We start from the raw sequence: 25,184 nt of genomic DNA, 5'->3' as shown, positions 1-25,184 counted from the left end.
GATTTGGGCGAAATGGGAAACTTTCTCTGTTGTCGTAATACTTTTACCATGTTCGATTGGATGGAAATGAGCGAAGATAGGTACATAAGGCCGACACGATAACGTGTTGGAGATAACAATCATCGAGGCGCCTGGAAGGGTTACTTCGACTCCTAATCGGCAGGTCGTTGGTTCGAATCCAACTTCCTCTATTGTAGAGGAATAGCTCAGTGGTAGAGCAGCATGTGCCTTTCCGACACATTTCCTCGATGATTTTACACAAAAGTATAATTGGTGAGGCGCTGAGATGGGTTACTTCGAGCTAAATCGACGAATAGTATTACCCGGGCAATATGGCAGGTTCGACTCCTGCAGACTACCTATCTCGCCTTTTCCTCACCAGTTTTTAATTAAGGAGGTTTTTGAACATGAGCATAGCTAAAAAGCTGTTCGGGTCGCTTAGACCGAATACGGTTAACCATGACAACTTTCCAGCATTCGCGCGATCTGTGGAAGAGCAGTATCTACAGACACTTCTAACCAATACAATGAGCAATACGTTTTATGCGGATCAAAATGAGTTATTAACCGAGGCAGCGCAGCTTCATCACGAGATGGCGAATGCGAATCCGACGTTTATGGCCAAAGCGATTGTTTTTGCTCGAAATGAAGGCTTCATGCGGTTGCAGCCGTTGTTCGGTCTTGCGATTTTGTCACAATACCGTCCAGACTTGTTCGCCTTAATCTTTCTACAGGTCATCCGTATTCCATCTGATTTGTCGGACATTCTAATGATTCTGAATGGGCTTGGACGAGGAGAAGGCGGCCGTGCTGTGAAACGGCAGGTGAACCGCTTCTTAGCGGGCGTATCTGAATATTGGGCGATTAAGTATAACGGGCACGGTAGAGGGTATAGTCTAGGAGATGCGATCGCTACTGCACATCCGAAGCCAGAGGATTTGAAACAGCAAGCGTTGTTCCGTTATTTGCGGGGACAAGAGGCGAACCTTTCCTTGCTTCCGCAAGTGGAAGCGCTGGAGAAGTTGAAGCTTTCCACAACCGAGATAGATCAGATCGCATGGATTGAGCGTGGAAAACTGCCGTATGAAACCGTGACAGGTGTCATCAAGCCATCAAAGGCAGTTTGGGAAGCGCTGCTCTATCAGATGCCGACATTTGCGCTGCTTCGTCATATGAACGCATTGCTGCGGGCTGGGGTTTTAGATAATAAACAAAATCTGGATTATGTCATTCATCGCATCACTGACAAGCAGGCGTTACGTAAAGCCAAAAGCATGCCATTCCGGTTAGCAACCGCGTTCCGCCAAGTGGAGCACTCGGACTTGCGAGATGCTTTGCGTGAAGCGACGGATCTTACTTTTGACAATCTGCCGGAGCTTGGGGATCGTACTGCTATTTTCTTAGATATCTCGGGCTCGATGAACGGTCAGTATCTAGAAATTGGTTCAGTATTTGCCTTGGCCCTGTACAAAAAGACGCAAGGAAACTCCCTATTCTGGCTATTCGATACAGATGTCGTGGATGCAAAACCCTCTCGTAAGGATAGTATCCTCACGCAGGCGGCACAGATTCACGCTCGCGGCGGAACGGATACTGGGGCACCGGTAAGAAAGCTTATCCAAGAGCGCAAGAAAGTAGATCAAATCATCATCATCACGGATGAGCAGCAGAACAGCGGCAGTTCCTTCTACGAGGAGTTGAGAAGATATCGTACGAAGGTGAACCGTGATGTGAAAGCCTTCGTCGTCGATATAGCGCCTTACCGGCATGCGATGGTTCCCGTTCAGGATCCGCAAACCTTTTACATTTACGGGTGGAGTGATACCGTGCTTGCTTACATTGCGCAGTCGGTGCAAGGGTATTCAACACTGGTGGAGCGGGTAGCAGCGATAGAGTTAGAGGGTTGAACTTATACATGAACAAAGGAGGAAGAACCGCATGTCCGATGTACAACAACAAATCCTAGAAGAATTGAAACGGATCGAGAAGGAAGAAGGCATAGGCATCTTGTATGCTTGTGAATCAGGCAGTCGAGCATGGGGCTTCCCGTCCAAAGATAGCGATTACGATGTAAGATTTATATACATCAGGCCTGTGGATTGGTATCTATCGATTTTTGAGAAGCGCGATGTCATCGAGCGACCGATCAGTGATTTGCTGGATATCAATGGATGGGACTTGAAGAAGGCCTTGAATTTGTTTCGTAAGTCGAATCCGCCTTTACTAGAGTGGTTACAGTCTCCCATACTTTATATGGAGAATTTCACGATTGCCGATCAAATCCGTCGCATTTCGCCACTCACCTTTTCGCCAAAATCTTGTATGCATCACTATCTGCACATGGCAAAAGGGAATTATCGGGAATACTTGCAAGGTGATCATGTCAAAATCAAAAAGTATTTCTATGTCCTGCGTCCGATCTTGGCCTGTGAATGGATTGAGCGAAATAACACAATGCCACCCATCGAGTTTCAAGATCTTGTCGACCGTTTAGTACCAGAAGGCAGTCCGCTGAAGGCGGCTATTCAAGAGCTGCTTGCTCGTAAAATAGCAGGTGACGAGATGGATTATGAGCCAAGAATCAATCCAATTAACGAGTTTTTAGAGGCGAGAATAGCCTACTATGATCGAACCGCATCCACCATGCAGGTTGGTGAAGGTGGTCAGGATCGGCAGCTAGACGATTTGTTTCGCTCGGCATTGAGGGAAGTATGGGGATAGGGTTTACAATTTTCAAATACAGGAGCTGAACTACATGGCCTATCAAAATATAGACGGCGTACGTGTCTGGGGGCAACCAGATGAAGGCGCTTTGTCACAAGCGAAAACATGTTCAGAAACAGGAAGAGTCGTTCAAACGCTTTTAATGGCTGATCATCATAAAGGGTATAGCCAGCCGATAGGCGGGGTTGTCGTATACGATGGTCAATTATCCCCATCAGGCGTAGGCTATGATATCGCTTGCGGGAATAAAGCCGTTAGAACAGACTTAATGGCGACGGATATTAAGCCTCGCATGGTAGGCATGATGGATCAAATTGCACGTAAAATTTCCTTCGGTATCGGGCGTGTAAACAACGAGAAGGTTGATCATGCGTTGTTCGATGACCCAGATTGGGATGTGTATAAAACAATTGGTAAACAAGAGCATGACAAATTAAAGGCGCTAGCGCGTGATCAGCTTGGAACCGTAGGCAGCGGGAATCATTTCGTGGATGTGTTTGAGGAAGTGAGCACGGGCCGAGTGTGGGTGGCGAATCATTTTGGCAGCCGCGGTTTTGGCCATAAGACAGCGAGCGGTTTCATCAATCTGTCGGCCGGTCGCGAATTTCTGGGCAACGCACCAGGTGAGAAGATGGATCAACCGCCGATTCTTTTAGATTTGTCGAGCGAACTGGGAGACATGTACTACAGAGCCATGAAGCTGGCAGGGCGGTATGCCTATGCGGGGCGAGATTATGTGATGGAGCAGGTACTTGCTACTTTAGGAGCAGAAGCGGATTTCGCGGTGCATAATCACCACAATTTTGCATGGAAAGAGGTTCATAATGGTCAGGAGACCGTAGTGGTCCGTAAAGGGGCTACGCCTTCTGCACCTGGGCAATTGGGCTTTATCGGGGGCAGCATGTGTGATATCTCCGTGATTGTCAGAGGGAAAGATACCGAGGAGAACAGGGATGCTTTCTACAGCACCGTGCATGGTGCAGGCAGGGTTATGAGTCGGACGCAGGCAGCAGGCAAAATGAACTGGAAAACCCGCACCCGTAGCGGCGGACAAATATCAACAGATCGCATGATGGACGCGGTCAACGATTACGGTGTTGAGCTCCGTGGAGCAGGTACGGACGAAAGTCCCTTTGTCTATCGGAAGCTGGAAGATGTGCTGGGCGCGCATGAGGAGACGATAGAGGTTCTGCATGTGTTGAAGCCAATCGGTGTTTGTATGGCTGGGGCGGATGAGTTTGATCCGTATAAGGATTAAGTATAAGTTGATCGTAAAGCCCTGAGAAATCAGGGCTTTTTAGAGTTAACGTACTGTCAGAAAGTGTCGGTTATGCTATACTAATAGATGCTAGTTTACGAGAGGAAGGCCTATTTCATGACATACGATGACCGACACAATCCATTTAATACACAAAAAACGATTGAGGCTAATTTCATTCGTTCCTTACAATCGAAATCTAACGTAAATCTTTACAACGAACTTATTGAAATTTCTAATAAAGTGGGGGCTAACACGAAAATAGTAGAAGATATCAACGCTTCCATTTCGTATAAAAAATTAATTCTATCTATTAATGTGTTAAGTATCAAATTAAAATCGGTTTTGGCAAAAGAGCAACACATTGGCGTCTTTTTGCCGAATGCGATCGGGAACATTGTTACGATTTTTTCGTTGTTTCGGATCGGGAAAACACCAGCCATGCTCAATTTTTCAATGGGAGCTGAATCGCTAAATGATTGTTGTGAAACCGCTTCCATAAAAACCATTTTAACCTCCAGGCTATTTATAGAGAAAGGCAATCTTCATGGCGTAATTGACCACCTTTCAACAGGGTATCGTATTCTGTATTTGGAGGATATTCAGAAGGAAATTACGTTTGGTGATAAACTGAAGGGCTTGTTGCTGTATGTAACTGGGAAAAAAGCCTATTGTGAGGTCAACGAGATCATCCAGTTTACTTCAGGAACCGAAAGCAAACCGAAGGGCGTTGTGCTCAGTCATGACAACCTGTTTATTAATGCTAAGCAGGCACTTGCTGTGCTGGATATTAACAGCCAGGACAAAGTGTTCAATTCTTTACCCATGTTTCATTGTTTCGGTTTAATGCTGGTCATCCTGCCGGTGTTAAACGGATTACCGCTATATTTGTATCCAAGTCCGCTACACTACAAAGAAATTCCTCAAATGGTCCGCAGAACGAAATCGACGATCATGTGCGGAACTTCCACGTTTTTGGAGGGGTATGCTACATACGCAGGTGATCAAGATTTTTCAAGTATGCGTTATGTGATTGCCGGAGGAGAGAAGCTTAAAGAAGAAGTTGCTGGGCTATGGCACAATCGTTTCGGCATTACGATCCTAGAAGGGTATGGCGTTACAGAGACATCGCCGATTTTATCGCTCAATACGCCCGAGGCTATTCGAAAAGGAACAGTTGGACGTTTTGTGCCGGGAGTCGAGTTTAAGATTGTACCGGTTGAAGGTATAACAATGGGAGGCAACCTTCATGTGAAAGGTCCCAATGTCATGAAAGGGTATCTCATCCATGGAAAAGGTTATGTACCACTTGACGAATGGCATGATTGCGGTGACATAGCTTCCGTAGACGAAGACGGTTTTATAAGTATTCATTCAAGACTGAAGCGCTTTGCGAAAATTGGAGGCGAGATGGTTTCGCTGAATCTAGTTGAGAAGCTGGCGATGGAATGCTTTAGTCATACAGGCTTTTACGCGGTCAGCGTGCCCGCAGAGAAAAAAGGAGAGCATGTCATTTTATACACGACAAAAGAAGATACCGATGAAAAGGTACTTCGAAAATACATTATTCAGCAAAAGCGCTCAGCTCTTCTGATTCCAGCTAAAATGGCTTATACGCATTCCGTGCCTCTTCTTGGAAGCGGGAAAACGGACTATGTGACCTTTGCCGAAAAAGCAAAACAAATAAGTCTATAAAACATCTGAGGGAGACTGACATGTATAAATCGGGAGTCGTCACTTTTTCACAAAGAAAAGAGCGAAGAAAGCGTTGGCCACGGGTACTAGGCAGCATTGTTTTAATTATCGTTTTATTGGTTGCTTGTGCAAGCGGTTTTCTGTATTGGCTGGTGAACAAAAGCTTACCGGTCAGTACAGGGGAGTTAAAGATTAGGGGGTTGGAAAAGCCCGTCTCTGTTTGGCGGGACGCCTCGGGGGTGCCGCACATTGAGGCTCAGAGCGAGCATGATTTGTACATGGCACAGGGCTACGTGACGGCGCAGGATCGGATGTTCCAGATGGACTTGAGCCGACGTCAGGCGTCCGGACAATTGAGTGAAGTTGTTGGTGAAAAGGCGATCGATCGCGATAAGTTTTTCCGAGCGTTCGGACTGCGCCGAGCGGCAGAAGATTCGCTGAATGTGTATTCCGAAGAGTCTAAGAAGGTAATGGATTGGTATGCTCAAGGCGTGAACAATTATATCCGCCAAGCTAAGGAAAAAGGATCGCTGCCGATTGAGTTCAAGATTCTAGGCTACGAGCCGACGGAATGGTTGCCAGTCGATTCGTTGACCATTGGTAAATATATGGCTTACGATCTGGGCGGACATTGGCAGGGACAAGCATTTCGCTATCAGCTTGTTCAGCAAGTTTCCCCGGATATGGCGCAGTCGCTGTTCCCCTCCTATCCAAAGGACGGAGCTACGATTATTCAGGCTATGATGGACAATCCGGTGGATCTAACGGCATTAGCTTCGGCTGCGGTCATTCCAGATCCGTTCAACGGCAGCAACAACTGGGTCGTGTCGGGCGCTAAGTCAGCTTCTGGCAAGCCGATGCTGGCGAATGATCCGCATTTGGGCTTAAGCACGCCATCCATCTGGTATGAAACGCATCTGCATGCTGCGGATCTTGATGTGAGCGGTGTAATTTTCGCAGGTGTTCCGGGCATTATTCTTGGGCACAATCAGCATATTGCCTGGGGAGTAACGAATCTCGGACCTGATGTGCAGGATCTTTACATTGAGAAAAGGAATCCGAGCAATCCACATGAGTTCGAGTATATGGGCAAGTGGGAAGCGGCGAAAGTATATAACGAGGAGATTAAGATTAAAGGACAACCTTCTGTGCCTTATGAAGTCCTCGTAACGCGGCATGGGCCGATCATTTCCGAATTTGCAAAGGATCAACAACAGGGCACAGCGCTTGCTATGAAATGGACTGCGCTGGAGCCGACGACTGAACTGGAGGCTGTTCAGCGTTTTGCCAAGACTCGCAATTGGGAGGAGTTCAAGACAAATCTGGCGTACTTCAAGGCTCCGGCGCAGAACTTCGTTTTCGCATCGGATGATGGCACAATTGCTTACCGTGCGAACGGAAATATTCCAATTCGCAAGAAGGGCAATGGTTCACTTCCAGTACCAGGCTGGACGGACGAGTATGAATGGGAAGATTATATTCCGTGGGATAAGCTTCCAACAACCGTTAATCCGCCGAAGGGGTACATTGCGACCGCGAACAACAAGGTCATAGATGACAGTTACCCGTACCATATCACGGATAGCTGGGCACAGCCGTATCGCGAGGCGCGTATCCAACAGGTGCTCGAAAGCAAGCAAGTGCTAACGCCGGAGGATCTGCAGAAGCTGCAGTTCGACCGCAAAAATCTGCAAGCGGAGGAGTTTCTCAGCGGTCTGATCGCCAAGGTGAAGGACAGTGCCGCACTGCGTCCGATTGATCGGGAGTCGATCCAGCTGCTGCAGAATTGGAATAAGTTCAATGATCCAGAGCAAGCGGCACCGCTGGTGTATGAGCTGTGGATGCAGCGTTTTGACGATGTGGTGTTCAAGCCAGAGCTTTCCGATGACTTGATGAAGCTATTTGAAGATAAAGCGATTGTGAAGGATGAGTTGATCCGCAAATCGCTGAAAGGACAGAAAGAGCCTTGGATTGACGGCAAAGGCGGTCTTGAACAGGTGGCGATGAAGGCGCTGCAGCTTGCTGTCGATCAAGCGGTCAGCTTACAAGGCAAACAGCTGACAAAATGGCAATGGGGCAAGTTCCATCAGGTAGATTTCGCACATCCGCTTGGCTCCGTAAAACCACTGGATCTGATATTTAACGCGAAGCCAGTCGCAATGGGCGGCAGTCGCGTTACCGTTGGTGCGGCGGGTTGGGATAAAACGACCGGAGAAGTGAATCACGGAGGCGCATGGCGTACAGTGATTGACCTTGCGGATCCGCTGAAATCGTTTAATGTGGTCGGTCCCGGTCAGTCGGGGCATGTGCTGAGCCGATGGTACCACGATCAGGTCGATGACTGGACGACCGGCGGATACCATGTGACCAGCATGACGCCATCTGTTTATCAGACCGGAAGCTATCATCTGGCATTGATTCCTGAATAAGATGTAAAAGAAACCCGAAAGAGAGCACTTTAACAGTGCCGATCATTCGGGTTTCTTTTTATGGACTTTGCTTCGAAGGTTTGCGTCACTTTGTGGGGCAGAATAGCGGTCGCTCATCATTGAAATTATGTAGAGGATTCAGTTCTTTTCTTTATCAAAATTTTATGGAGGAATTGTAAGTTTTACCATACAAAACTATTGATTGAATCGCAATCATTTTGATACAATACGTATCGGACTGCACCAATATCTTAATGGGTGTTATCCAATCAAGGATTACATACAAATTTATTTGGCGAGGAGAATTGTTGAATGCGCAAAAAGGTATTGGCTTTATTGTTATCTTCAGCTTTAATGCTCACTTCGTTTGGAACTGCATTTGCGGCAGATAGTACCGCCGCTCCACAAACGTGGAATGTTTCCGTAGGAAAGGAGCAAGATCAAACGTCTTTGGATTCGATGTTTCCGAAAGTCATTTATGTTCATGAAGGGGATACTGTTAAATTTACGGACGGTGCGAAGTTTACGCCTCACACGGTAACGTTCCTTGCAGGGTCAGCACCGATTAGTCCGGAAGATCCGAAAAATCTAGCGCCTTCCGCTCCTAGTGGAAGCAAGTGGGATGGCAAAAGCTTGATCAACTCAGGCATTCTGACACCGGGTCAAGATTATTCGATTACATTTACGAAAGCTGGGGCATATGGTTACGCTTGTATTTTGCATCCACTCATGACAGGGACGGTTGTAGTTCTTCCAGCAGGTGCTTCCATTCCAAATCTCATTGAACAAATGGCTAGTGTTAAGTCCGATGTAGACGATCTTCTGGCACAAGTGGATGTCTTGAAACAAATGAATATGAATGATCACTACATGCATAATGCAGATGGCAGCACAATGTATATGGTGAATGCGGGTATGGGCCATCGCGGCTTCACGTTGAATACGATGATGCCAGAATTTCTATATATCAACGAGGGCGATTCCGTAGAATGGACGAACGACAACTTATACGAACCCCATTTCATTACCTTTAATAAACCGGCTGATCTAAACTTTTTCGGCCCGATGGGGGATTTGAATCCCGCATTTTTTGCTCCTGCTGGTGGGGGTAAATTTGATGGCAGCGGGTTTACCAATTCTGGTATGCTCATGGCGCAAAAGTCGTACACACTGACTTTTACCAAAGCGGGTAGCTATACCTATGAATGTTACTTGCATTCAGGCGGTAAAATGACAGGTACAATTGTTGTTGCGCCAAAAGGTGCAGTTAAGCTTATGGTGAACGGCAAGCCATTCACTACGGCGTCGGCGCAGCTGTATCATAATCATGCGTATGCGGCGATTGTCCCTGTGATCGCGGCTTTAGGCGGGACTACGGTATGGAATGATAATCTGCACGCCGTGGTTGTTAACATTGGAGGCACACATGACCTGCCTGCACAGCTATTACCTACACCAGGCGTTAAGGTCATCATCAACGGCAAACAGTTTCTATCCGATCTTGCACCACAAATCATAGACGGACATAGCTACGCTGCGATTCAAGATATGGTTAGTTTGCTCGGCGGCAGCTATAGCTGGAACGAAGCATTGAAATTAGCCACAGTTACAATTAATTAATTGACAATTAATGAGGACATGAGAGAAGCGTTACTGCTTCTCTCATGCTTTTTACCAGGAGGACTGCACGCGATGAATACGATAGGTTCGAATAGATTGCTGCGCCGAGCGTGTCTTCTCTTCTTTTCCGCAGCGATTATTGTGTTAACCGGCTTCCTATATTTCCAATCTCAGTTCGCTATGGCTGAGGGTGCTGTGACAGTTAAGAAGTTCCATTTGTATGCGACAGACGGCTATTTAACGTTACCCGATCAAACTCAGGTGTATGTCTGGGGATACAGTTTAAAGAACGAACAAGGAACTGCCGTATATCCTGCGCCAACTTTAATTGTGAACGAAGGGGATCAGGTAGAAGTTACGTTAACCAACATCGGACCCAAAAAAACGGGCATAAAGCGGTTAGCCCATACGATCCATTTCCATGGACTCGATACGGATCAAGCCAATGACGGGGTACCGCATACCTCAACAGATATTTTGGTGGGTGATAGCTTTACTTATCATTTTACGGCAGACCATGCAGGTACCTATTTTTATCATTGTCATGTGGATACTGTGGAACATTTGCAGATGGGCATGCATGGTGCATTTATTGTCAAAGCAAAAGACGGAGCAAATCAAGCATGGACTGGCGGCCCAGCCTATGACAAAGAATATACGTTTGTTATGAATGAAATTGATCCTGTTTGGCATAAAGCCGTTGAAACGGGCACTGCCTACGATCGTACCGATTTCCATCCGCGATATTGGACGATTAACGGAAAGGCTTTTCCAGATACAGAAGCCGATCCAACAACCTTAATTGAAGGCAAAGTCGGAGAAACGATCCTAGTTCGCGTGATTAACTCGGGCTATCAGGCACATGCTTTGCATTTGCATGGTCATCATTTTCAAGTCATTGCTTCTGATGGGAGGCCGTTACCGGCTTATTTGGATAAGGATACAATTAATGTCGGCCCGGCGGAAAGATACGACTTGCTAATTACCTTCACACAGGACGGCGATTTCCCCTTCCATAGTCACAATATCGTAGACAATACGAATAATGGCGTGTATCCAGGCGGATTGCATACGATGGTCAGCATCGCTTCTGCAGCGAGTAAATCGATTGTTTTGCATGCCGGAGATGCGATTGTACAAGTGAACGGGCAACCGACCGAGTTAGAGGTTCCGCCGCAACTGATCGACGATACGACATATGTCCCGTTAAGGTTCATCGGGAATGAGCTGGGAGCCGAGATTCGCTGGATCGATGAGGAGAAATCGGTTGTTTATTCGACCAAGGATACCCGAATTCAACTATGGATTGATCGACCAAAAGTCGTAATAAATGGCAAAGAGCTTACCTTGGATCAGCAGCCAATTAACCAAAATGGATTCAGTATGGTTCCGCTTAGATTTGTCTCTGAGAACCTCGGAGCTAAAGTTAGATATGATCCAGCAACGGGGAATGTCACGCTCATATATGATCCGGATAAACATGAAATGAACATGCACGCGGGCATGAACATGGATATGGGCACACACTCGCAAACACCTGAGGATGCATCCGCTATAACACAATCAGGTGAGCAAATCGTGACGATCAATCAAGCAGCTTTTTCTATCAAGGAGCTCAGGGTAAAAGCAGGTACCAAAGTGACTTGGATCAACAAGGATACGCAAATTCATACCGTTACAGATCTTAACGTTCAATTTGAAAGCCGAAACATTATTCCAGGTGATAAATTTAGTTATACTTTTACTCGGCCAGGCACGTATACATACTATTGTTCTACCCATACGAGCATGCAAGCAACAGTGATCGTTGAATAACACTATCTAACCTAATGGAGGATTTAATACGCATGCGTAGGAAGAAAATAGCAATCATCGCGCTTACCGCAGCGCTCACATTCAGTCTGGCAGCACAGGCGTTTGCCCATGATGGTTGGTCTCAAACTAACGCTCCAATCATGGCTCAGGGCGAAGTATCCTATGTGGAACTGCTGCTTGGCAATCACTCGAATGAGCATAAGAGTTATCGGATTGCTGGTCAGTGGAGCCCAGATACCTCCAAGGTATATGTAACGACGCCTGCAGGTAAAAAGGTAGATATTACAGCCACGCGTTTCTACACAGGCGAAGCGGCCACGGACAAAGAGCCTGCGGTTAATAATGGCTTTGTCGCTAGCTTCACATCATCTGCACCCGGTGCCTATGTGGTTACCGCCGAAGCAGATAGCATCAACACAACGGCGGCTAGCCGGTCGCTTCGCAGTGCCAAATCATTTGTGGCCATAAGTGACATTCCGACGGTCGACCGGGTTAAAGCATTGCGTGGATTCTCTAAGCCAGTCAATCTTGACCGTGCCGAATTCGTCCCGCTTTTTAACCCTGCAGCCGTTACGCCGAATGAAAAGGTTGCTGTTCAGCTTCTTATGAAGGGGAAACCAGTAGAGAATACGGAAGTATCGCTCATTCGTCGAAGCAATTCCGAGGCGGAAACCTTTCAAACAGATGCCAATGGTCTGATTACCTTCCAAACAGGGCCAGCAGATGACTATTTATTGAGAGCTTCCATTTCAACGGACGAAAGCAAAGTGGGTGAGTACTCCAAAGTAAATTATTCGCTAACGATGACATATAGGGTGCAGAAGGGTTCTGTTCATTTGCCCTTGGGTCAGGTAAATCCGATTCCTCATGTTTATGTGAATGGGAAATTAATTGAAGGGGAGGACATTATCAACCAAGAAGGTGTAACTTATGTTAATGCGTCATTTCTGCAGGAACATGTGGATCCAGCCTATAGCAAAGAGGGGCTAGTAGGACTTCGAACTGCTGCAGAAAGCTTGGGAGCAACCGTCGAATATTTGCCTGCAGTAGGGGAATCTCGAGCAGCGGTCCTGATTTACACCAAACCATAGAACCATACAACAGAGCCCATCATTTCCTATCATGCGGCTCTGTTTGTTCTGGAAGGATGTGTGCTGTTGAGGTACCCATGGTTGAGATTTGCTTTATGCCTGATCGTTGTCTTGCTGGGGCTGCCCTCTCAAGTAAGTGCTCATGCCAGTATGGCGCGATCTACACCGTTGAAGGATGCAGTTCTTAAGGAGTCACCTACTGAAATTCGTGTTCAGTTTACGGAAGCGGTTGACTCGAAATTGAGTCAAATTACGATTGAGGATCGAAATGGCAAATTAATCGGCGGCAAGTTAAGCGCAGCTGAAGATCGATGGTTGATTTATACAATCCCAAAGCTGGATGATGGAATCTATAAGGTGAAGTGGCAGGTCCTGTCTGCTGATACGCATGTGACTGAAGGCTCTTTCCGATTCTCCGTTGCGGTTCCGATAAACAAAGAGAAGCCGAGCGAAACCATTTCACTAGAGATGGCCGTACCCTCATCTGAGCCAAGTGCAGCGCCTATTAAAGCGGAGTCAACGCCAGAGATAAAGCCCGAAATAAAGTCCGAAATAAAGTCCGAAATAAAGCCTGAATTAAAGCCTAATCCTGAATTAAAACCCGAAATTGAAAAGCCTGCTCTTTCATCACCTCAACCACAATCGAGCCCCAAACAACCGCCTACGTCTTTGCAAAATGAAGCCCAGGAAAACAAAGAGAAGATCAATAGCGGGATTACTACTGCTAACACAGAAAATCCCATTCATTTGGACAATGGTCAGGATTCAACACCAGTTATCGAGATGTCACCGGAATCCGAAGCAGGGAAGATGAAGGAGACTACAGAGAGTGAAGTAGAGTTGGAGTCAAATGTACAGCATCCCGAAACTGAAACTTGGCGAAGTAACATCTATCATTTACTGCGGATTTTAGATGTGCTGGCAACGATTGTCCTATCAGGTGTACTGTTTATTAAATTTGTTAGTTGGGATTTTCCTCAGAAGGTAACCAGGGACATACGTTCACAAAGCAATGAGCGTCGGATATATGTCATCGTATTGGTCCTTTTGTTTATGTCGGGGGCTTTGCATGATTGGATGTTGGCGGACCAGTTGAGCGGAGGCAGTTTGAAAAGTGTTTGGAATAACTTGAGAACAATCATACCCTCAACGATGATCGGTATGACTTCGTGGATACGACCTGCTTTAGTAGGTTGGATGCTTGTATTAACCTTCGTCCCGACAAGGGATGAACGCAGGACTTTCTTTTTGAAAGCGACATTAGCCATTCTACTCATTGTCACGTTTCCGTTAACTGGACATGCTTATGCTTCTGTATCCGGTGTTTGGTACGGCGTTTTGACACACGGACTACATATGATTGCCGCAGCTATATGGTTCGGAGGATTAACTGCTGTATGGGCTGCAACAAGTAAACGCGACTATACGCTCGAGAGTTTAACTCGATTGAACAAATTGATTGGGCGATTTTCCTCATTCGCACTACCGGCCATGGGTGTCGTATCCATAAGCGGAATTATACTTTCTTTGTACCGGCTAAAAAGTTGGGAAGCACTATTTCAGAGCGATTATGGCCAATTAGTGCTGGCCAAATCATCGACATTTATAGTCATTATAATGATTGCAGGCTTTCACCGACTGATACTGATGCCTCAAATGAAAGCTATGATACTGAGGAATACGGTTGCTGACACGATTGTTCTCAAAAGATTTTTATGGGGAGTTCGTCTGGAAATTGTGCTAGCTATTGTAATTTTTTTGCTTGCTGGCATGCTTTCAACAACAGCTCCGCCTGAATTATGAAGGAGGGACGCGTGTCCCTCCTTAGATGTTTGGACAAAGCCTCAACATTTTACTGATAAGGAAAGTAAGGGATCTGAACGTGCTCGATTTTTACACCTACGGGTTTAATAATGATATCCTTGGAATCTAGCGTTTTTTTTGGCAATTGAATTGTACCGCTTCCATCATAATACATAGGCTTGTCTTGTTCATTTTTCATCCTTACACCACCCTGTAAAGTATATCTTACAATAAATAGCGTATCATTTTTTTGGGGATTTAACAATCAATAAAAGCTATCGTCTTTCGCTAAAAATCGATTGAATGACATCATTTCGAACGGCACGTGGCGGCATAATGGGAGCTTCAGTTTAGCTCTCATAAATATATTTTTAAATATTCAAAATGAAGAAGGAATTTCTCCAAGAATGTCGAAAAATCTAAGGGATTTTGTATTTTTCACATTTCCATCACACATTTTTTACAATTTCATCACAATTAGAGATTTGGAGATGTAAACAACGTGTATCAACTCTATCAGAAATACAAAAACAACGAATGGATCTATATCCTCCCCCTCGTACTACTTTCACTGAAGGAAGTTTTGCATTACTTTTTTATTAAATTGAACTCAGAGAAGGGATTTCCGAAGTCGGAAGATACAGAGTGGTATCTAAACTACGCATATTCTTTGTTAAAAGATTTTAAAATTGGCTTACATATGAATGACCTTTTATATTTGGGCTATAACCTCATTCTCACGCTGCTGTTAGGTGTGTTTAAGGATCCACATGCCGTTATTTTTATACAGGCTGTCACGACAGCGTTGAGTGTTGTCCTCGTATATCTCATTTCACTTTCCTTATTTAACCGAATAACAGCTATTATTGCCTCGTACTTCTATGCCACCTCATGGAACATTATGATTTGGTCGATGTACATTCTTTCAGATAGTTTTTTCATGAGTTTAGTTCTGCTTAATGTCTTTTGGCTGCTTAAAATGCTTGAGAATTATAAGAAAGTTTATGTCTCGTTGTTTGCGATTTCATCGCTCATCATGCTGGTATTCCGGCCGACGGGCGTGCTGACACTAGTTTTTATTTTCCTATATCTAGCCATACATTTTAACAAATATAAAATAATAGACTTGCTGAAACGGTACAGGTATCTCTTTGTATGCGCTTTATTCATTGCGCTAGCTGCGGTCGTTTATCTGGCGGTTGGTCATACGTATAATCCATTCATTGCATCTTTGCAATATAACGCGAAGCTGATCCTCTATAATATTTATGCCAAAGGGTGGATTTATGATAGCCCCTCGAGTCATGACTATGTGTATCGTCCAGATTATCGCATAGATATTTTTGGCAGCGTGATCCTAAGCTTTCTTATTCATAATTGGGACCATGTCCTGTTGTTATATGGTAGAAGGGCAATCGCCTTCCTCGGCTGGTGGGTATGGAAGACAGATTTGCGGAATATGGATGGGATTATGAAGTTTGGCAAAGATGTCATCCCATTGCTTCTGTTTCTACTCGGAACGTATGCGGCAATAAAGAACCGTATTTTCAGAAAAGCATCGATTATGTGGTTGGTTATTCTCTCGATATTTATATTTTGCATGGTCTTGTTCATGGATAGCATGTATCGATACAAGCTGCCTGCGTTACCATTTATCTGCATTGTCTGTGGGTACGGGTTGGACAGATTGATCAGCTTCATCCTTTTCATAGTCAGGAAACTTAGGGGGAGGCTGCGTCTATGGCAACGAAACAAACACTGATTGTAATTCCGGCCTACAATGAGCAAAGCAATATCTTGAATGTAATCAAGGATGTACGAGAGAATCTTCCGAATTGCGATATTCTAGTCATCAATGATTGCTCTAAGGACAGCACTTCGGACATAGCCAAGCAAGCAGGAGGAGTCAAAGTCGTGGATCTCTCCTATAATTTAGGGATTGGCGGCGCGGTGCAAACCGGCTTCAAATATGCGGATGCTCACGGTTATGCGTATATGGTACAAATTGACGGCGATGGTCAGCATCTTCCCTGCGAGGTAAGCAAGCTGTATGCTTCCATGACGCAAACGGGCTGCGATATGGTTATCGGCTCTAGGTTTCTAGATATTAAATCGTTTCAAACAACATGGTCAAGACGGTTAGGTATTAAAGTGTTCTATTATTTGTTCCGCTTATTGATTCAGACGAAAATTACGGATGGGACTTCAGGCTTTCGTATGTACAATCGCAAGAGCATTGAGCTATTAAGCCAAATCTATCCAGACGATTATCCAGAACCTGATGCCATTATTCTGCTAAGCAAACATGGGCTTCGGATCGGTGAAATAGGTGTTGAAATGAGAGAACGTGAACATGGCGTCTCATCCATTACCCCGATCAAAAGTCCCTACTATATGACGAAAGTGATCATGTCAATCTTATTCTCCTATTCAAGGACAAGAACAAGGACAAGGTGGGAGGTATGATGATGAGCGAAAATCATCTGTATAGTGTGCAATTAATGGGTGTGATTTTCAGTTTAATTCTAATTAGTACCGTGTTTATGATGGTTAGAGCAAGAAGACTTAGAGAGAAATACGCCATTGTATGGTTTGTCATCGGCATATTTACGTTAGTCATGTCCATGTTCACGAATCTGATGGAGTGGTTCTCTGGTCTACTTGGCATCGACTATGCGCCTTCCGCTTTTTTCGCCATTCTCATCGCATCTGCCTATCTACTCCTACTGAATACGAGTATCAGTATTTCGGGCTTAAAGCTGCATAACAAAACGCTAACACAAGAATTAGGTCTGACGAAGCTTAGACTGGAAGAGCTGGAGAAGAAGATTAGCAAGGAGGAAAAGTCATCAAATATATCATGCTAGTTGCTAGTGTACTTATGACTGTTGTGGCCAGTACATTGCTTAAATTGGGTGGCCGAGCTGTCAATTTTGAAGGCGGGATCATGGCGATTGCCTTAGGCTATATGACGACACCATTGATTGTGACCGGCTTTGCCTTTTATGCGCTGGCTGCGTTTATTTGGATTTATTGCCTATCCCAATTTGATCTGAGCTATGTGACTTTTGTGTCGAGTATTCAATATATTTTTATGATCCTCGTTTCTATTATGATTTTCCATGAACAAATTAGTGCTATAAAGTGGGCTGGATGTGTGTTTATCATGATTGGCGTTATTTTATGGCTGAGAGGATAGTCCGTATGTACCGTTGTTTGCCATTTACAAAAGACATGAGGGAAGAGTGGGACAGGCTTGCATGGTCTCAGGGGACCGTTTTTCATACGTTGGCTTTTAGACAGATTCTACTCGATTCGTTCGGTTATCGTTGCTTATATCATGCTGTTGTTGATCAAAACGATCATATTTGCGCCTTAATTCCATTGATCTGCGGCCGAAACTTAGGGTTCAAAAAGGTAGCTGTTTCGCTTCCTTTCGTCAATTACACCGACATTTGTGCCGTAAATAAGTTGGCTGCTCACTTTGCAATTGCTGCACTTGCTGAACTTAAGGGGAAATATCGTCTGAGCTACATTGAGCTGAGACTTAAGGACGGGACGAGCTCTAACATAGACGCGCAAATGTCGCAGTTGCGTACACAACTGGATACATGTCATGGCAAGCTGAACCTTACCAATCACACATTTGTGTTGCCACTAACCGAGGAAGCTGAGGTATTGTCCCTCTCCACTCGAAGCAATAGAAATCATGTTCGGAAGGTCTACAAAAACAATTGGTTTCAGGTTTCCTTCGATAAGGGGAATCTGGAACAATTTCATAAGGTGTATGTCCGGCGAATGAAGCAGCTCGGTTCACCAGCTCAGGATATCCGATTTTTTCAGAGATTCTTTGAATATTTACCCAATCATTCCGTTCTGTTAACGGTCATTGATGTGGAGAGCGGCGAGGTTGCAGGCGGTATGCTGCTAGTCATGAGTCCGGGAGATTCAACGCTTTATTATCCATATGGCGCTAATCTGACGCAGTATAATCATAAGTATCTGAATAACTTTATGTACTGGGAAGCTGTGAAGTTTGGTATAAAGAGCGGTCTCAAGAAGCTTGATCTCGGTCGTTCTCAGACAGGTTCGGGAACGTATGCGTACAAAGAACAATGGGGGGCCAAGGCGGAGCAGCTGCAGTATTTCGTTATGGGTGCTGATGAGAAGGAAGGTCCTCCAGACAAAGAAAAGCTTCGCTTATTTATAGAGCTCTGGAAAGTAATGCCTAACTATATGACAGAACCGGCTGGCAAGCAGCTTATTAAGTATCTGATGCCGTAACGTTTAAACTATATTTGTTATCTAAATCGGGGGAAATAAATCATGTCTAATCTTAGCTGGAAGCAGTATTTTGACAAGCGGGCAGAGGTTCATGGAGCGTCTGTACAATCCTCTGACTATTATAACGAGGAAAGTTTCTTTCTGCAGCGAGATCACACGTTGCGTTGGCTGGGGGAGCTCCAAGGCAAAGAAATTTTGGATGCGGGCTGTGGCGTAGGCGCCTTTAGTGAACCTCTCGCCCAGAACAACACGGTGTATGGGGTGGATTTCTCGGAGAGAAGCCTTGCATTCGCGGCGGAGAGAGGTCTGCGAACATCTTCGGATGATCTAACGGCTCTTCATTTTGAGAAGGGCAAGTTTGATCTCGTATTATGTATTGGTGTGATTCAGCTCATTGACCAATATCGAGCGGTGATCGGGGAACTAACTAGGGTGACGAAGCCTGGTGGGACACTTCTGATTGAAACCTTGCATCGCAGGTCATGGCAGAGGAAAATGCTGCGTCTATTCGAGAAGACCAAGAAGTTTGATCACATGTACGCTATGGATGAACTTAAGAAAGTATTCATCGAGCACGGATTTGAGCATATCGAGTTCTTAAAGATCTATCATCCCTTCCCATACGTTTCCAAGGGAAGCGCAGAATGGAAGGTGTATGATCGTTTATGCACCTCATTCGCCATTAAGGGGAGCAAGAAGCATGTCTAATTCCGCGAAGCCCATGACAAACATCCTCACGTTTGATATTGAGGAATGGTTTCATGCGAACTATGACAACGTAAGACCGGATCGCAGCAAGGGTTCTAGCTTCCGAGCGCATATGGATACACTGCTTCAGATGTGCAGCGATGCGGGTTGTAAAGCGACCTTTTTTACACTTGGCTGTATTGGTGAGGATTACCCAGATATCGTGAAGGCGATAGCGAATGAAGGTCATGATGTCGCGTCTCATGGTTATGCCCATGAATTGGCCTATAAGCAAACTAGAGAAGAGTTTCGTATGGATGTCCAAAAATCAGTCGATATCCTCGAAAATCTAACCGGAACGAAGGTATTGGGGTATCGGGCGCCGTCGTGGTCGATTGTAGAAAGCAATCTTCACTATCTCGAAGTATTGGAAGAGATGGGCTTACGCTATGACGCTAGTATCTTTCCTGTTAAAACCTTTTTGTATGGTATTCCTACAGCTCCGACTGAGATTCATAAGCCTACGGTTAATGGCAGAGAATTGGATCTATTCGAGATTCCAATGTCTGTGATGAAAGTGGCTGGAAGAAATATCGGTTACTCCGGCGGATTTTATTTTAGATTTTTCCCTGAATTTTTAATTAGAAAGGCTATTCAATCAGCCAATCGCCAAGGGAAGAGCTCCATTGTATACTTGCATCCACGGGAAATTGATGTGAAGGAGCACAAGCTGGAGCTTCCCTTCAAAGAGCATTTCATCCATTACTATAATGTGAATGGAACGAAAGAAAAGCTAGAAATCATGTTGAAGGCATTCACCTTTACGTCGATTTCGGAGCATTTGAAAAGGGAATATAAATAAGCCTCCCGTCCGATACTCTTTATAAGTTGCTCACATATATATTAAAGTGTACATTTAATATTTATTAGGCATGTTAATGTAAGAGCAAAGGAGTACGGAAACTATGATGTATACCACCAATAGAAACAAACTAACTGACGTAAGCCAAGCGCTGGCTAAGGTTGCCATGGGAGAAGCAGCGGCGGATCTCGTTATCCAAAATGGTACCTTAGTGAATGTGCATTCGGGTGAACTCCTTGCACATATGGATATAGCAATTGCTGCAGGACGAATTGCCTACATAGGGAAAGCTGACCATACCATCGGGGCACAAACGAGTGTCATCGATGCCACTGGGAAATACATGGTGCCTGGCTTGCTGGACGGCCACATGCATGTGGAAAGTACGATGCTTTCCGTTACGGAATTTGCCAAGGCTGCTATTGTCAAAGGGACAACTGGGATTTTCATGGACCCGCATGAGATTGCGAATGTGTTTGGTGCTGAAGGTGTTCGTCTTATGCATGAAGAGGGGCAAGGGCTGCCGCTTAAAGTGTTTACGACTTTTCCATCCTGCGTACCAGCGACGAATGATTTGGAAGATGCCGGTGCTACGCTGGAGGTAGCGGATATTCAAGCGGGTCTGCAGTGGGAGAACGTGGTTGGACTGGGTGAAGTCATGAATTTCCCAGGTGTCGTGTACGGTGATCCGAAGATGTGCGGAGAAATCGAAGCAACGCTGCAAAGCGGAAAGACGGTTACAGGGCATTTCCCAAGTGACGATGATCGTATGCTGCAAGCTTACCTCGCAGCTGGTGTTACGTCAGATCACGAAACGGTAACTCGAGAGCAAGGTCTGCATAAGGTTCGGATGGGGATGCACCTGATGATTCGGGAGGGCTCTGCGTGGCATGATGTCAAAGAGGTGATCAAGATTGTCACCGAAGATGGCGTCAACACGTCCAATATTTCCCTCGTTACAGATGACGTGAATCCGCAAACGCTGGTGGAGAGAGGGCATCTCAATCATGTGGCACGACGCGCCATGGAAGAGGGCGTTAATCCGGTCACCGCGATCCAAATGGTGACGATCAATGCAGCGCGCTACTTCAAGCTGGAGCATGATTTGGGTTCAATCACACCTGGCAAGTGTGCGGACATCCTGTTAATGGATGATCTGCAGAAGATGGAGCCTTCCACCGTGATTACGGATGGTCAAGTGATTGCTGAGCAAGGGGAGCTCGTGGTGGAATTCCCAACTTTCACTTACCCGGAACATATACGCAATTCGATGAATGTGAAGCGGGAGCTGCAGGTGGAAGACTGTAGGCTTACGAGTCGCGTACAGCAGAATACGACGAGAGTCAATGTCATTAAAACGATCGAGAATAGTGCGAGAACAGAGAAAATGACGGCGGAACTTCGTGTCGTAGAAGGTATCATTCAACCAGATGCATCTCAAGATGTGATCCGTTTAGCTTGTATCGAGCGGCATAAGGGTACAGGCCAAATTTCACTTGCTTTTGCGCATGGCTTTGGGATTAAATCAGGTGCGGTCGCATCGACGGTGGCACATGATAGTCACAATCTACTTGTAATGGGACTGGATGAAGCAGATATGGCTTTCGCAGCGAATGAGCTTGTTCGATTAGGCGGCGGTACGATTGTTGTTGAGCATGGTGTCGTGCTGGCACAAGTGCCGCTGACCATTGCGGGTCTCATGTCGGATAAACCGTTAGCCGAAGTCGTTCAAGAGGTTGCACAGTTGGACCAAGCATGGAAACAAATCGGTTGTTTCATGAACGCTCCGTTCATGACGTTCTCGCTGATCGCTCTACCTGTGATTCCGGAAATTCGCATTTCCAACCGCGGGCTTGTCGATGTGACCCAGTTTAAGCTGATTGATGTGGAGATTGTTTAGCGACTCAATACAATTCGTTATGCCGGATACACTAATGGCAAATACGACATTGTCCGTAATTACATTATGACATACCAAAAAGCCGAAGGAGTCAGCGGGTGATTTGCTGGGATTCGGCTTTTTGGTATGACCGCGCGATGAGGTGCCGAGCACTGGACTATTCTTTCTGGGGATGATTTGTCTTCCATTTGTGAAACTCCAGAAGCTCCCGAAATTGTTCTTTATTCACACCTGATGCCATCGCTTCTAACACGAGTTGATACCAACCAGCGTCTAATTCTCCTCCTTCAGTTGTTTCAACTAGAATGGATTCAATCGAGACCTCTAAAGCCGCAGCAATTTTCTCAATAACCTGGATCGAAGGGTTGGATTGAATCCCCCTCTCCACATTGCTTAAATAAGACTTAGCGATGGAGGCCTTCTCGGCTAACTCAGATAAGGACAGCCCTCTTTCATTACGGAGTTGGTGGATACGCTGACCGATCATAATAAACTTCCTTTTTAGAGTTAATGTAATGATTTCATTATAGCAAATGTTTATTTAAAAAAGTATAAAACTGATAAAATTTGTAAAAATGAAAACGAAGCAAAATTCTACATAAAGATGCATAATAATTTGAAATATACCTACGACAAGTGACAAACTTTGTAAGGCATCCTAGTTATAATAGGACTATAGCTGCATATGAAGAGAAGAGGACTTCTTAGGAGGACGCTACATTGGAAAATAAGGCGTGGTCAAACAGTTCAAGCGAGGAAGAAGAATGGATTCAATTAATGAAGATAGCTCGTGATCAAGGATTAATGATGGAACAAGTAAGAGGGATGTTGGATGAAATAGCAGCGAAGAAAAAGGCTCCCACTGAAGAATCGGATCTTAAGCTTTATTCGAGGAAGTTACGATTTTTAATGAATCGTGTTCCAGAGTCTCGGAAAGGTGAAAGCAGTGGCTTTTTGTAATATTAATGATACAAATTGTAACAAAGTAACTCCTTAACTCCTGCGGAGATTCATGGTGCAGGATATCTTTGATCTCAAGCCAACTTGAAAGAATGGGACAAGAGTTCAGATTTTTGTGAAGTAAATACAAAGAAGCCCGGGGATGCTTTCCCACGGGCTTTTTACACGTAAAAATATATATTTAAAATTAAGAATTATTTATAAATTTATTCCGTTTTATTGGAGAATTTGCCGATCCACTGATTCTCAAGTAAAAGATGCGGATGCCCCCTAATAAAGTCTCATTTCCGTTCACTGATAATTTATTTTTTGAAATAAAAGGAAACCTTCGATTTCAAGAGATAATTAAAGATATTTACGGATTTATTTGGGGAAACCAAGCGAAATAGATGTATTTGGCGTTTTATTTTGGTTATTTTTACCTATATAATCAGCCTATCGGTTCTTAATAAAGAACGAAAATAAAGAAATTAGTGAACAACCGATGTGTTCTAGGCGTTCTTTAAAAGAAAGTTTATCATGATCGCCGGTCAAGCCCTTTTTTAAGGATGAGATTACATACCAGAAAATTTGGTATCTTAATCGTTTATGAGATGAAGAACACGGAGTGATTTAAAAATGCGTCGTAAGCGTTCTTCTAGGAATCGTGAGGATAGTATCTTGGGCCAGCATCATATTATTACATCAACATTAACAGGTGTCTTCTGCCTACTATTGATTCATGGCTCACAACTAAAGGTTATTGATACTACATATGCAAGATTCAATGATATTGAAAGTATTTCAGGAATAATATCAACACTACCGAATTTTGGAAGGTGCGGTCCCATTGGCACAACAGTGACCGGAAGCGTGTACAATACTTCGGCGTTACCAAACAATGCGAGTGATGCAACGGTAACTGGCTATGTGTACAACACCCAAGAGATAACTCAACCAACACTAATGAATGCGCCAACAGTCCCTAATAATGCGGGTGGTTCAACGGTAACTAACAGCGTGTACAATACGCAAGAGATGACCCAACCAACTCCAGTAAATATGCCAATGTTACCAAGTGATGCAATTGTAGCCGGTAACGCGTGCAGCTCTCCAGTTATTACACAACCGATAATAGTAATTACACCAACTGTACTCAATGGTGACGCGACCGTAACCGACAATGTGTACAAAACACCAGTTACTACACAACCAATACAAGTAGTCACGCCTATGTTGCCTAATGATGACGCAACTGTAACCAACAACGTGTACAAAACTCCAGTTACTACACAACCAATACAAGTAGTCACGCCTAGATTACCTAATGGTGACGCAACTGTAACCGACAACGTGTACAACCCTCCTATAATTACACAACCAAATCCGACACCTGTGATTTCGTTGACTGCACGATCGAAAGAAATCTTCAATCAACATCATGTAAAAATTCGGATAGGAAATATAAAAATGACAGAAGGAGTGATATCCCCTAATGAAAATAAAGAAATGGTTTAGTGGTTTTCTAACAGTTACTTTGTTCATTCTGATGCTTACCACAGGATATGCTGTATTTCTTTCTAAGGCATCTAAAGGTGAGCCTAACATATTTGGTTACCAAATAAAAACCGTACTCTCCGGTTCCATGGAACCGGGAATTAAAACTGGATCAGTCATTGCAGTCAAACCTGGTGGTGATACGACAAAACTAAATACAGGTGATGTGGTTACTTTTAAACAAATGAATGATGGGAAACAAATTCTTATCACTCACCGAATTATTGATGTTATCACAAAAGGCCAAGTGATGTATAAAACGAAGGGTGATAATAATCCTGCACCCGATAGTGAACTGGTATTACCCCAAAATGTAGTGGCTATATATACAGGACTAACTATTCCGAAGCTAGGCTATGCCATTGAATTTGCTAAATCAAAATCTGGTACTATTTGGTTCCTTATTGTCCCTGGAATACTTCTTGTAATTTATTCCATTATAAATATTTGGAGTGCGATATCAAAGTTGGAAATCAAAAGTAAAGAAACAATTGTTGACACGAAAACTAACGTTTGAACT

The 25,184-nt window shown here is 44.6% G+C and carries 22 protein-coding genes; 20 read left to right on the top strand and 2 right to left on the bottom strand.

Translation table 11 applies throughout. The features are described from left to right. The first annotated feature begins 407 nt into the window (after positions 1–407). From AC58QC_RS25395 to AC58QC_RS25355, 9 genes are all read left to right on the top strand, one after another. A complete protein-coding gene (locus tag AC58QC_RS25395; RefSeq protein ID WP_497417832.1) occupies positions 408–1,907 on the top strand; it encodes a TROVE domain-containing protein in 1,500 nt (499 codons plus the stop codon). 31 nt (positions 1,908–1,938) lie between these two features. Further along, a complete protein-coding gene (locus AC58QC_RS25390) occupies positions 1,939–2,721 on the top strand; it encodes a nucleotidyltransferase domain-containing protein (RefSeq protein WP_497417831.1) in 783 nt (260 codons plus the stop codon). Between the two features lie 34 nt (positions 2,722–2,755). Next, positions 2,756–3,982: an RtcB family protein gene (locus AC58QC_RS25385; protein ID WP_497417830.1), complete on the top strand. Its 1,227-nt coding sequence runs from the start codon at positions 2,756–2,758 to the stop codon at positions 3,980–3,982. Positions 3,983–4,099: 117 nt separating this feature from the next. Next, positions 4,100–5,677, top strand: coding sequence for an AMP-binding protein (locus AC58QC_RS25380; RefSeq protein WP_497417829.1), 1,578 nt, complete (start codon positions 4,100–4,102; stop codon positions 5,675–5,677). Positions 5,678–5,697: 20 nt separating this feature from the next. Continuing rightward, positions 5,698–8,106: a penicillin acylase family protein gene (locus tag AC58QC_RS25375; RefSeq protein WP_497417828.1), complete on the top strand. Its 2,409-nt coding sequence runs from the start codon at positions 5,698–5,700 to the stop codon at positions 8,104–8,106. A 312-nt stretch (positions 8,107–8,418) separates the two neighbouring features. Beyond that, positions 8,419–9,726, top strand: coding sequence for a plastocyanin/azurin family copper-binding protein (locus AC58QC_RS25370; protein WP_497417827.1), 1,308 nt, complete (start codon positions 8,419–8,421; stop codon positions 9,724–9,726). Positions 9,727–9,798: 72 nt separating this feature from the next. Beyond that, positions 9,799–11,541 carry a stalk domain-containing protein gene (locus AC58QC_RS25365; protein ID WP_497417826.1) on the top strand — a complete coding sequence of 581 codons (1,743 nt, stop codon included), beginning with the start codon at positions 9,799–9,801 and terminating at the stop codon, positions 11,539–11,541. Between the two features lie 32 nt (positions 11,542–11,573). Continuing rightward, positions 11,574–12,632 (top strand): DUF4198 domain-containing protein, encoded by a 1,059-nt coding sequence (locus AC58QC_RS25360; RefSeq protein ID WP_497417825.1) that lies wholly within the window; start codon positions 11,574–11,576, stop codon positions 12,630–12,632. Between the two features lie 81 nt (positions 12,633–12,713). Further along, positions 12,714–14,435: a copper resistance CopC/CopD family protein gene (locus AC58QC_RS25355; protein WP_497417824.1), complete on the top strand. Its 1,722-nt coding sequence runs from the start codon at positions 12,714–12,716 to the stop codon at positions 14,433–14,435. A 49-nt stretch (positions 14,436–14,484) separates the two neighbouring features. Here the strand turns inward: AC58QC_RS25355 and AC58QC_RS25350 are convergent, their stop codons facing one another. After that, entirely contained in the window at positions 14,485–14,634 is a 150-nt protein-coding gene (locus AC58QC_RS25350; protein ID WP_497417823.1) for a hypothetical protein, read from the bottom strand. Positions 14,635–14,937: 303 nt separating this feature from the next. On the opposite strand from AC58QC_RS25350, the gene AC58QC_RS25345 reads away from it, so the two are divergent. The 8 genes from AC58QC_RS25345 to ade all read left to right on the top strand — a co-directional run bounded on the left by AC58QC_RS25345 (position 14,938) and on the right by ade (position 22,168). Continuing rightward, a complete protein-coding gene (locus AC58QC_RS25345) occupies positions 14,938–16,197 on the top strand; it encodes a glycosyltransferase family 39 protein (RefSeq protein WP_497417822.1) in 1,260 nt (419 codons plus the stop codon). After that, positions 16,176–16,901: a glycosyltransferase family 2 protein gene (locus AC58QC_RS25340; RefSeq protein WP_497417821.1), complete on the top strand. Its 726-nt coding sequence runs from the start codon at positions 16,176–16,178 to the stop codon at positions 16,899–16,901. The genes AC58QC_RS25345 and AC58QC_RS25340 overlap by 22 nt, the downstream gene beginning before the upstream one ends. A 2-nt stretch (positions 16,902–16,903) precedes the next feature. Further along, complete coding sequence (locus tag AC58QC_RS25335) at positions 16,904–17,302, top strand: DUF2304 domain-containing protein (RefSeq protein ID WP_497417820.1); 399 nt, start codon at positions 16,904–16,906, stop codon at positions 17,300–17,302. Continuing rightward, complete coding sequence (locus AC58QC_RS25330; RefSeq protein ID WP_497417819.1) at positions 17,296–17,634, top strand: DMT family transporter; 339 nt, start codon at positions 17,296–17,298, stop codon at positions 17,632–17,634. The genes AC58QC_RS25335 and AC58QC_RS25330 overlap by 7 nt, the downstream gene beginning before the upstream one ends. A gap of 5 nt (positions 17,635–17,639) precedes the next feature. Continuing rightward, positions 17,640–18,719 (top strand): GNAT family N-acetyltransferase, encoded by a 1,080-nt coding sequence (locus AC58QC_RS25325; protein WP_497417818.1) that lies wholly within the window; start codon positions 17,640–17,642, stop codon positions 18,717–18,719. A gap of 42 nt (positions 18,720–18,761) precedes the next feature. Then, on the top strand, positions 18,762–19,427 hold the full coding sequence (locus AC58QC_RS25320) for a class I SAM-dependent methyltransferase (protein WP_497417817.1): 666 nt from the start codon (positions 18,762–18,764) through the stop codon (positions 19,425–19,427). Then, positions 19,420–20,268, top strand: coding sequence for a DUF3473 domain-containing protein (locus AC58QC_RS25315; RefSeq protein WP_497417816.1), 849 nt, complete (start codon positions 19,420–19,422; stop codon positions 20,266–20,268). Before AC58QC_RS25320 ends, AC58QC_RS25315 begins: the two co-directional genes overlap by 8 nt. Before the next feature lie 106 nt (positions 20,269–20,374). Beyond that, a complete protein-coding gene (gene ade / locus AC58QC_RS25310; RefSeq protein WP_497417864.1) occupies positions 20,375–22,168 on the top strand; it encodes an adenine deaminase in 1,794 nt (597 codons plus the stop codon). Between the two features lie 157 nt (positions 22,169–22,325). Here ade and AC58QC_RS25305 read toward each other — a convergent pair whose 3' ends face one another. Further along, positions 22,326–22,655 (bottom strand): helix-turn-helix domain-containing protein, encoded by a 330-nt coding sequence (locus AC58QC_RS25305; protein ID WP_497417815.1) that lies wholly within the window; start codon positions 22,653–22,655, stop codon positions 22,326–22,328. A 233-nt stretch (positions 22,656–22,888) separates the two neighbouring features. Between AC58QC_RS25305 and AC58QC_RS25300 the strand changes: the two genes are divergently transcribed. The 3 genes from AC58QC_RS25300 to sipW all read left to right on the top strand — a co-directional run bounded on the left by AC58QC_RS25300 (position 22,889) and on the right by sipW (position 25,181). Then, positions 22,889–23,128, top strand: a complete 240-nt coding sequence (locus tag AC58QC_RS25300) for a hypothetical protein (RefSeq protein ID WP_497417814.1) — start codon at positions 22,889–22,891, stop codon at positions 23,126–23,128. Positions 23,129–23,746: 618 nt separating this feature from the next. Next, positions 23,747–24,625, top strand: a complete 879-nt coding sequence (locus AC58QC_RS25295; protein ID WP_497417813.1) for a hypothetical protein — start codon at positions 23,747–23,749, stop codon at positions 24,623–24,625. Beyond that, positions 24,603–25,181, top strand: coding sequence for a signal peptidase I SipW (gene sipW / locus AC58QC_RS25290; RefSeq protein ID WP_497417812.1), 579 nt, complete (start codon positions 24,603–24,605; stop codon positions 25,179–25,181). The genes AC58QC_RS25295 and sipW overlap by 23 nt, the downstream gene beginning before the upstream one ends. Positions 25,182–25,184 lie beyond the last annotated feature (3 nt).

It is taken from the genome of Paenibacillus sp. J22P51 (assembly GCF_059692215.1).
Note: the sequence above shows the minus strand (reverse complement) of the source record. Positions and strands in the feature narration are given on the sequence as shown.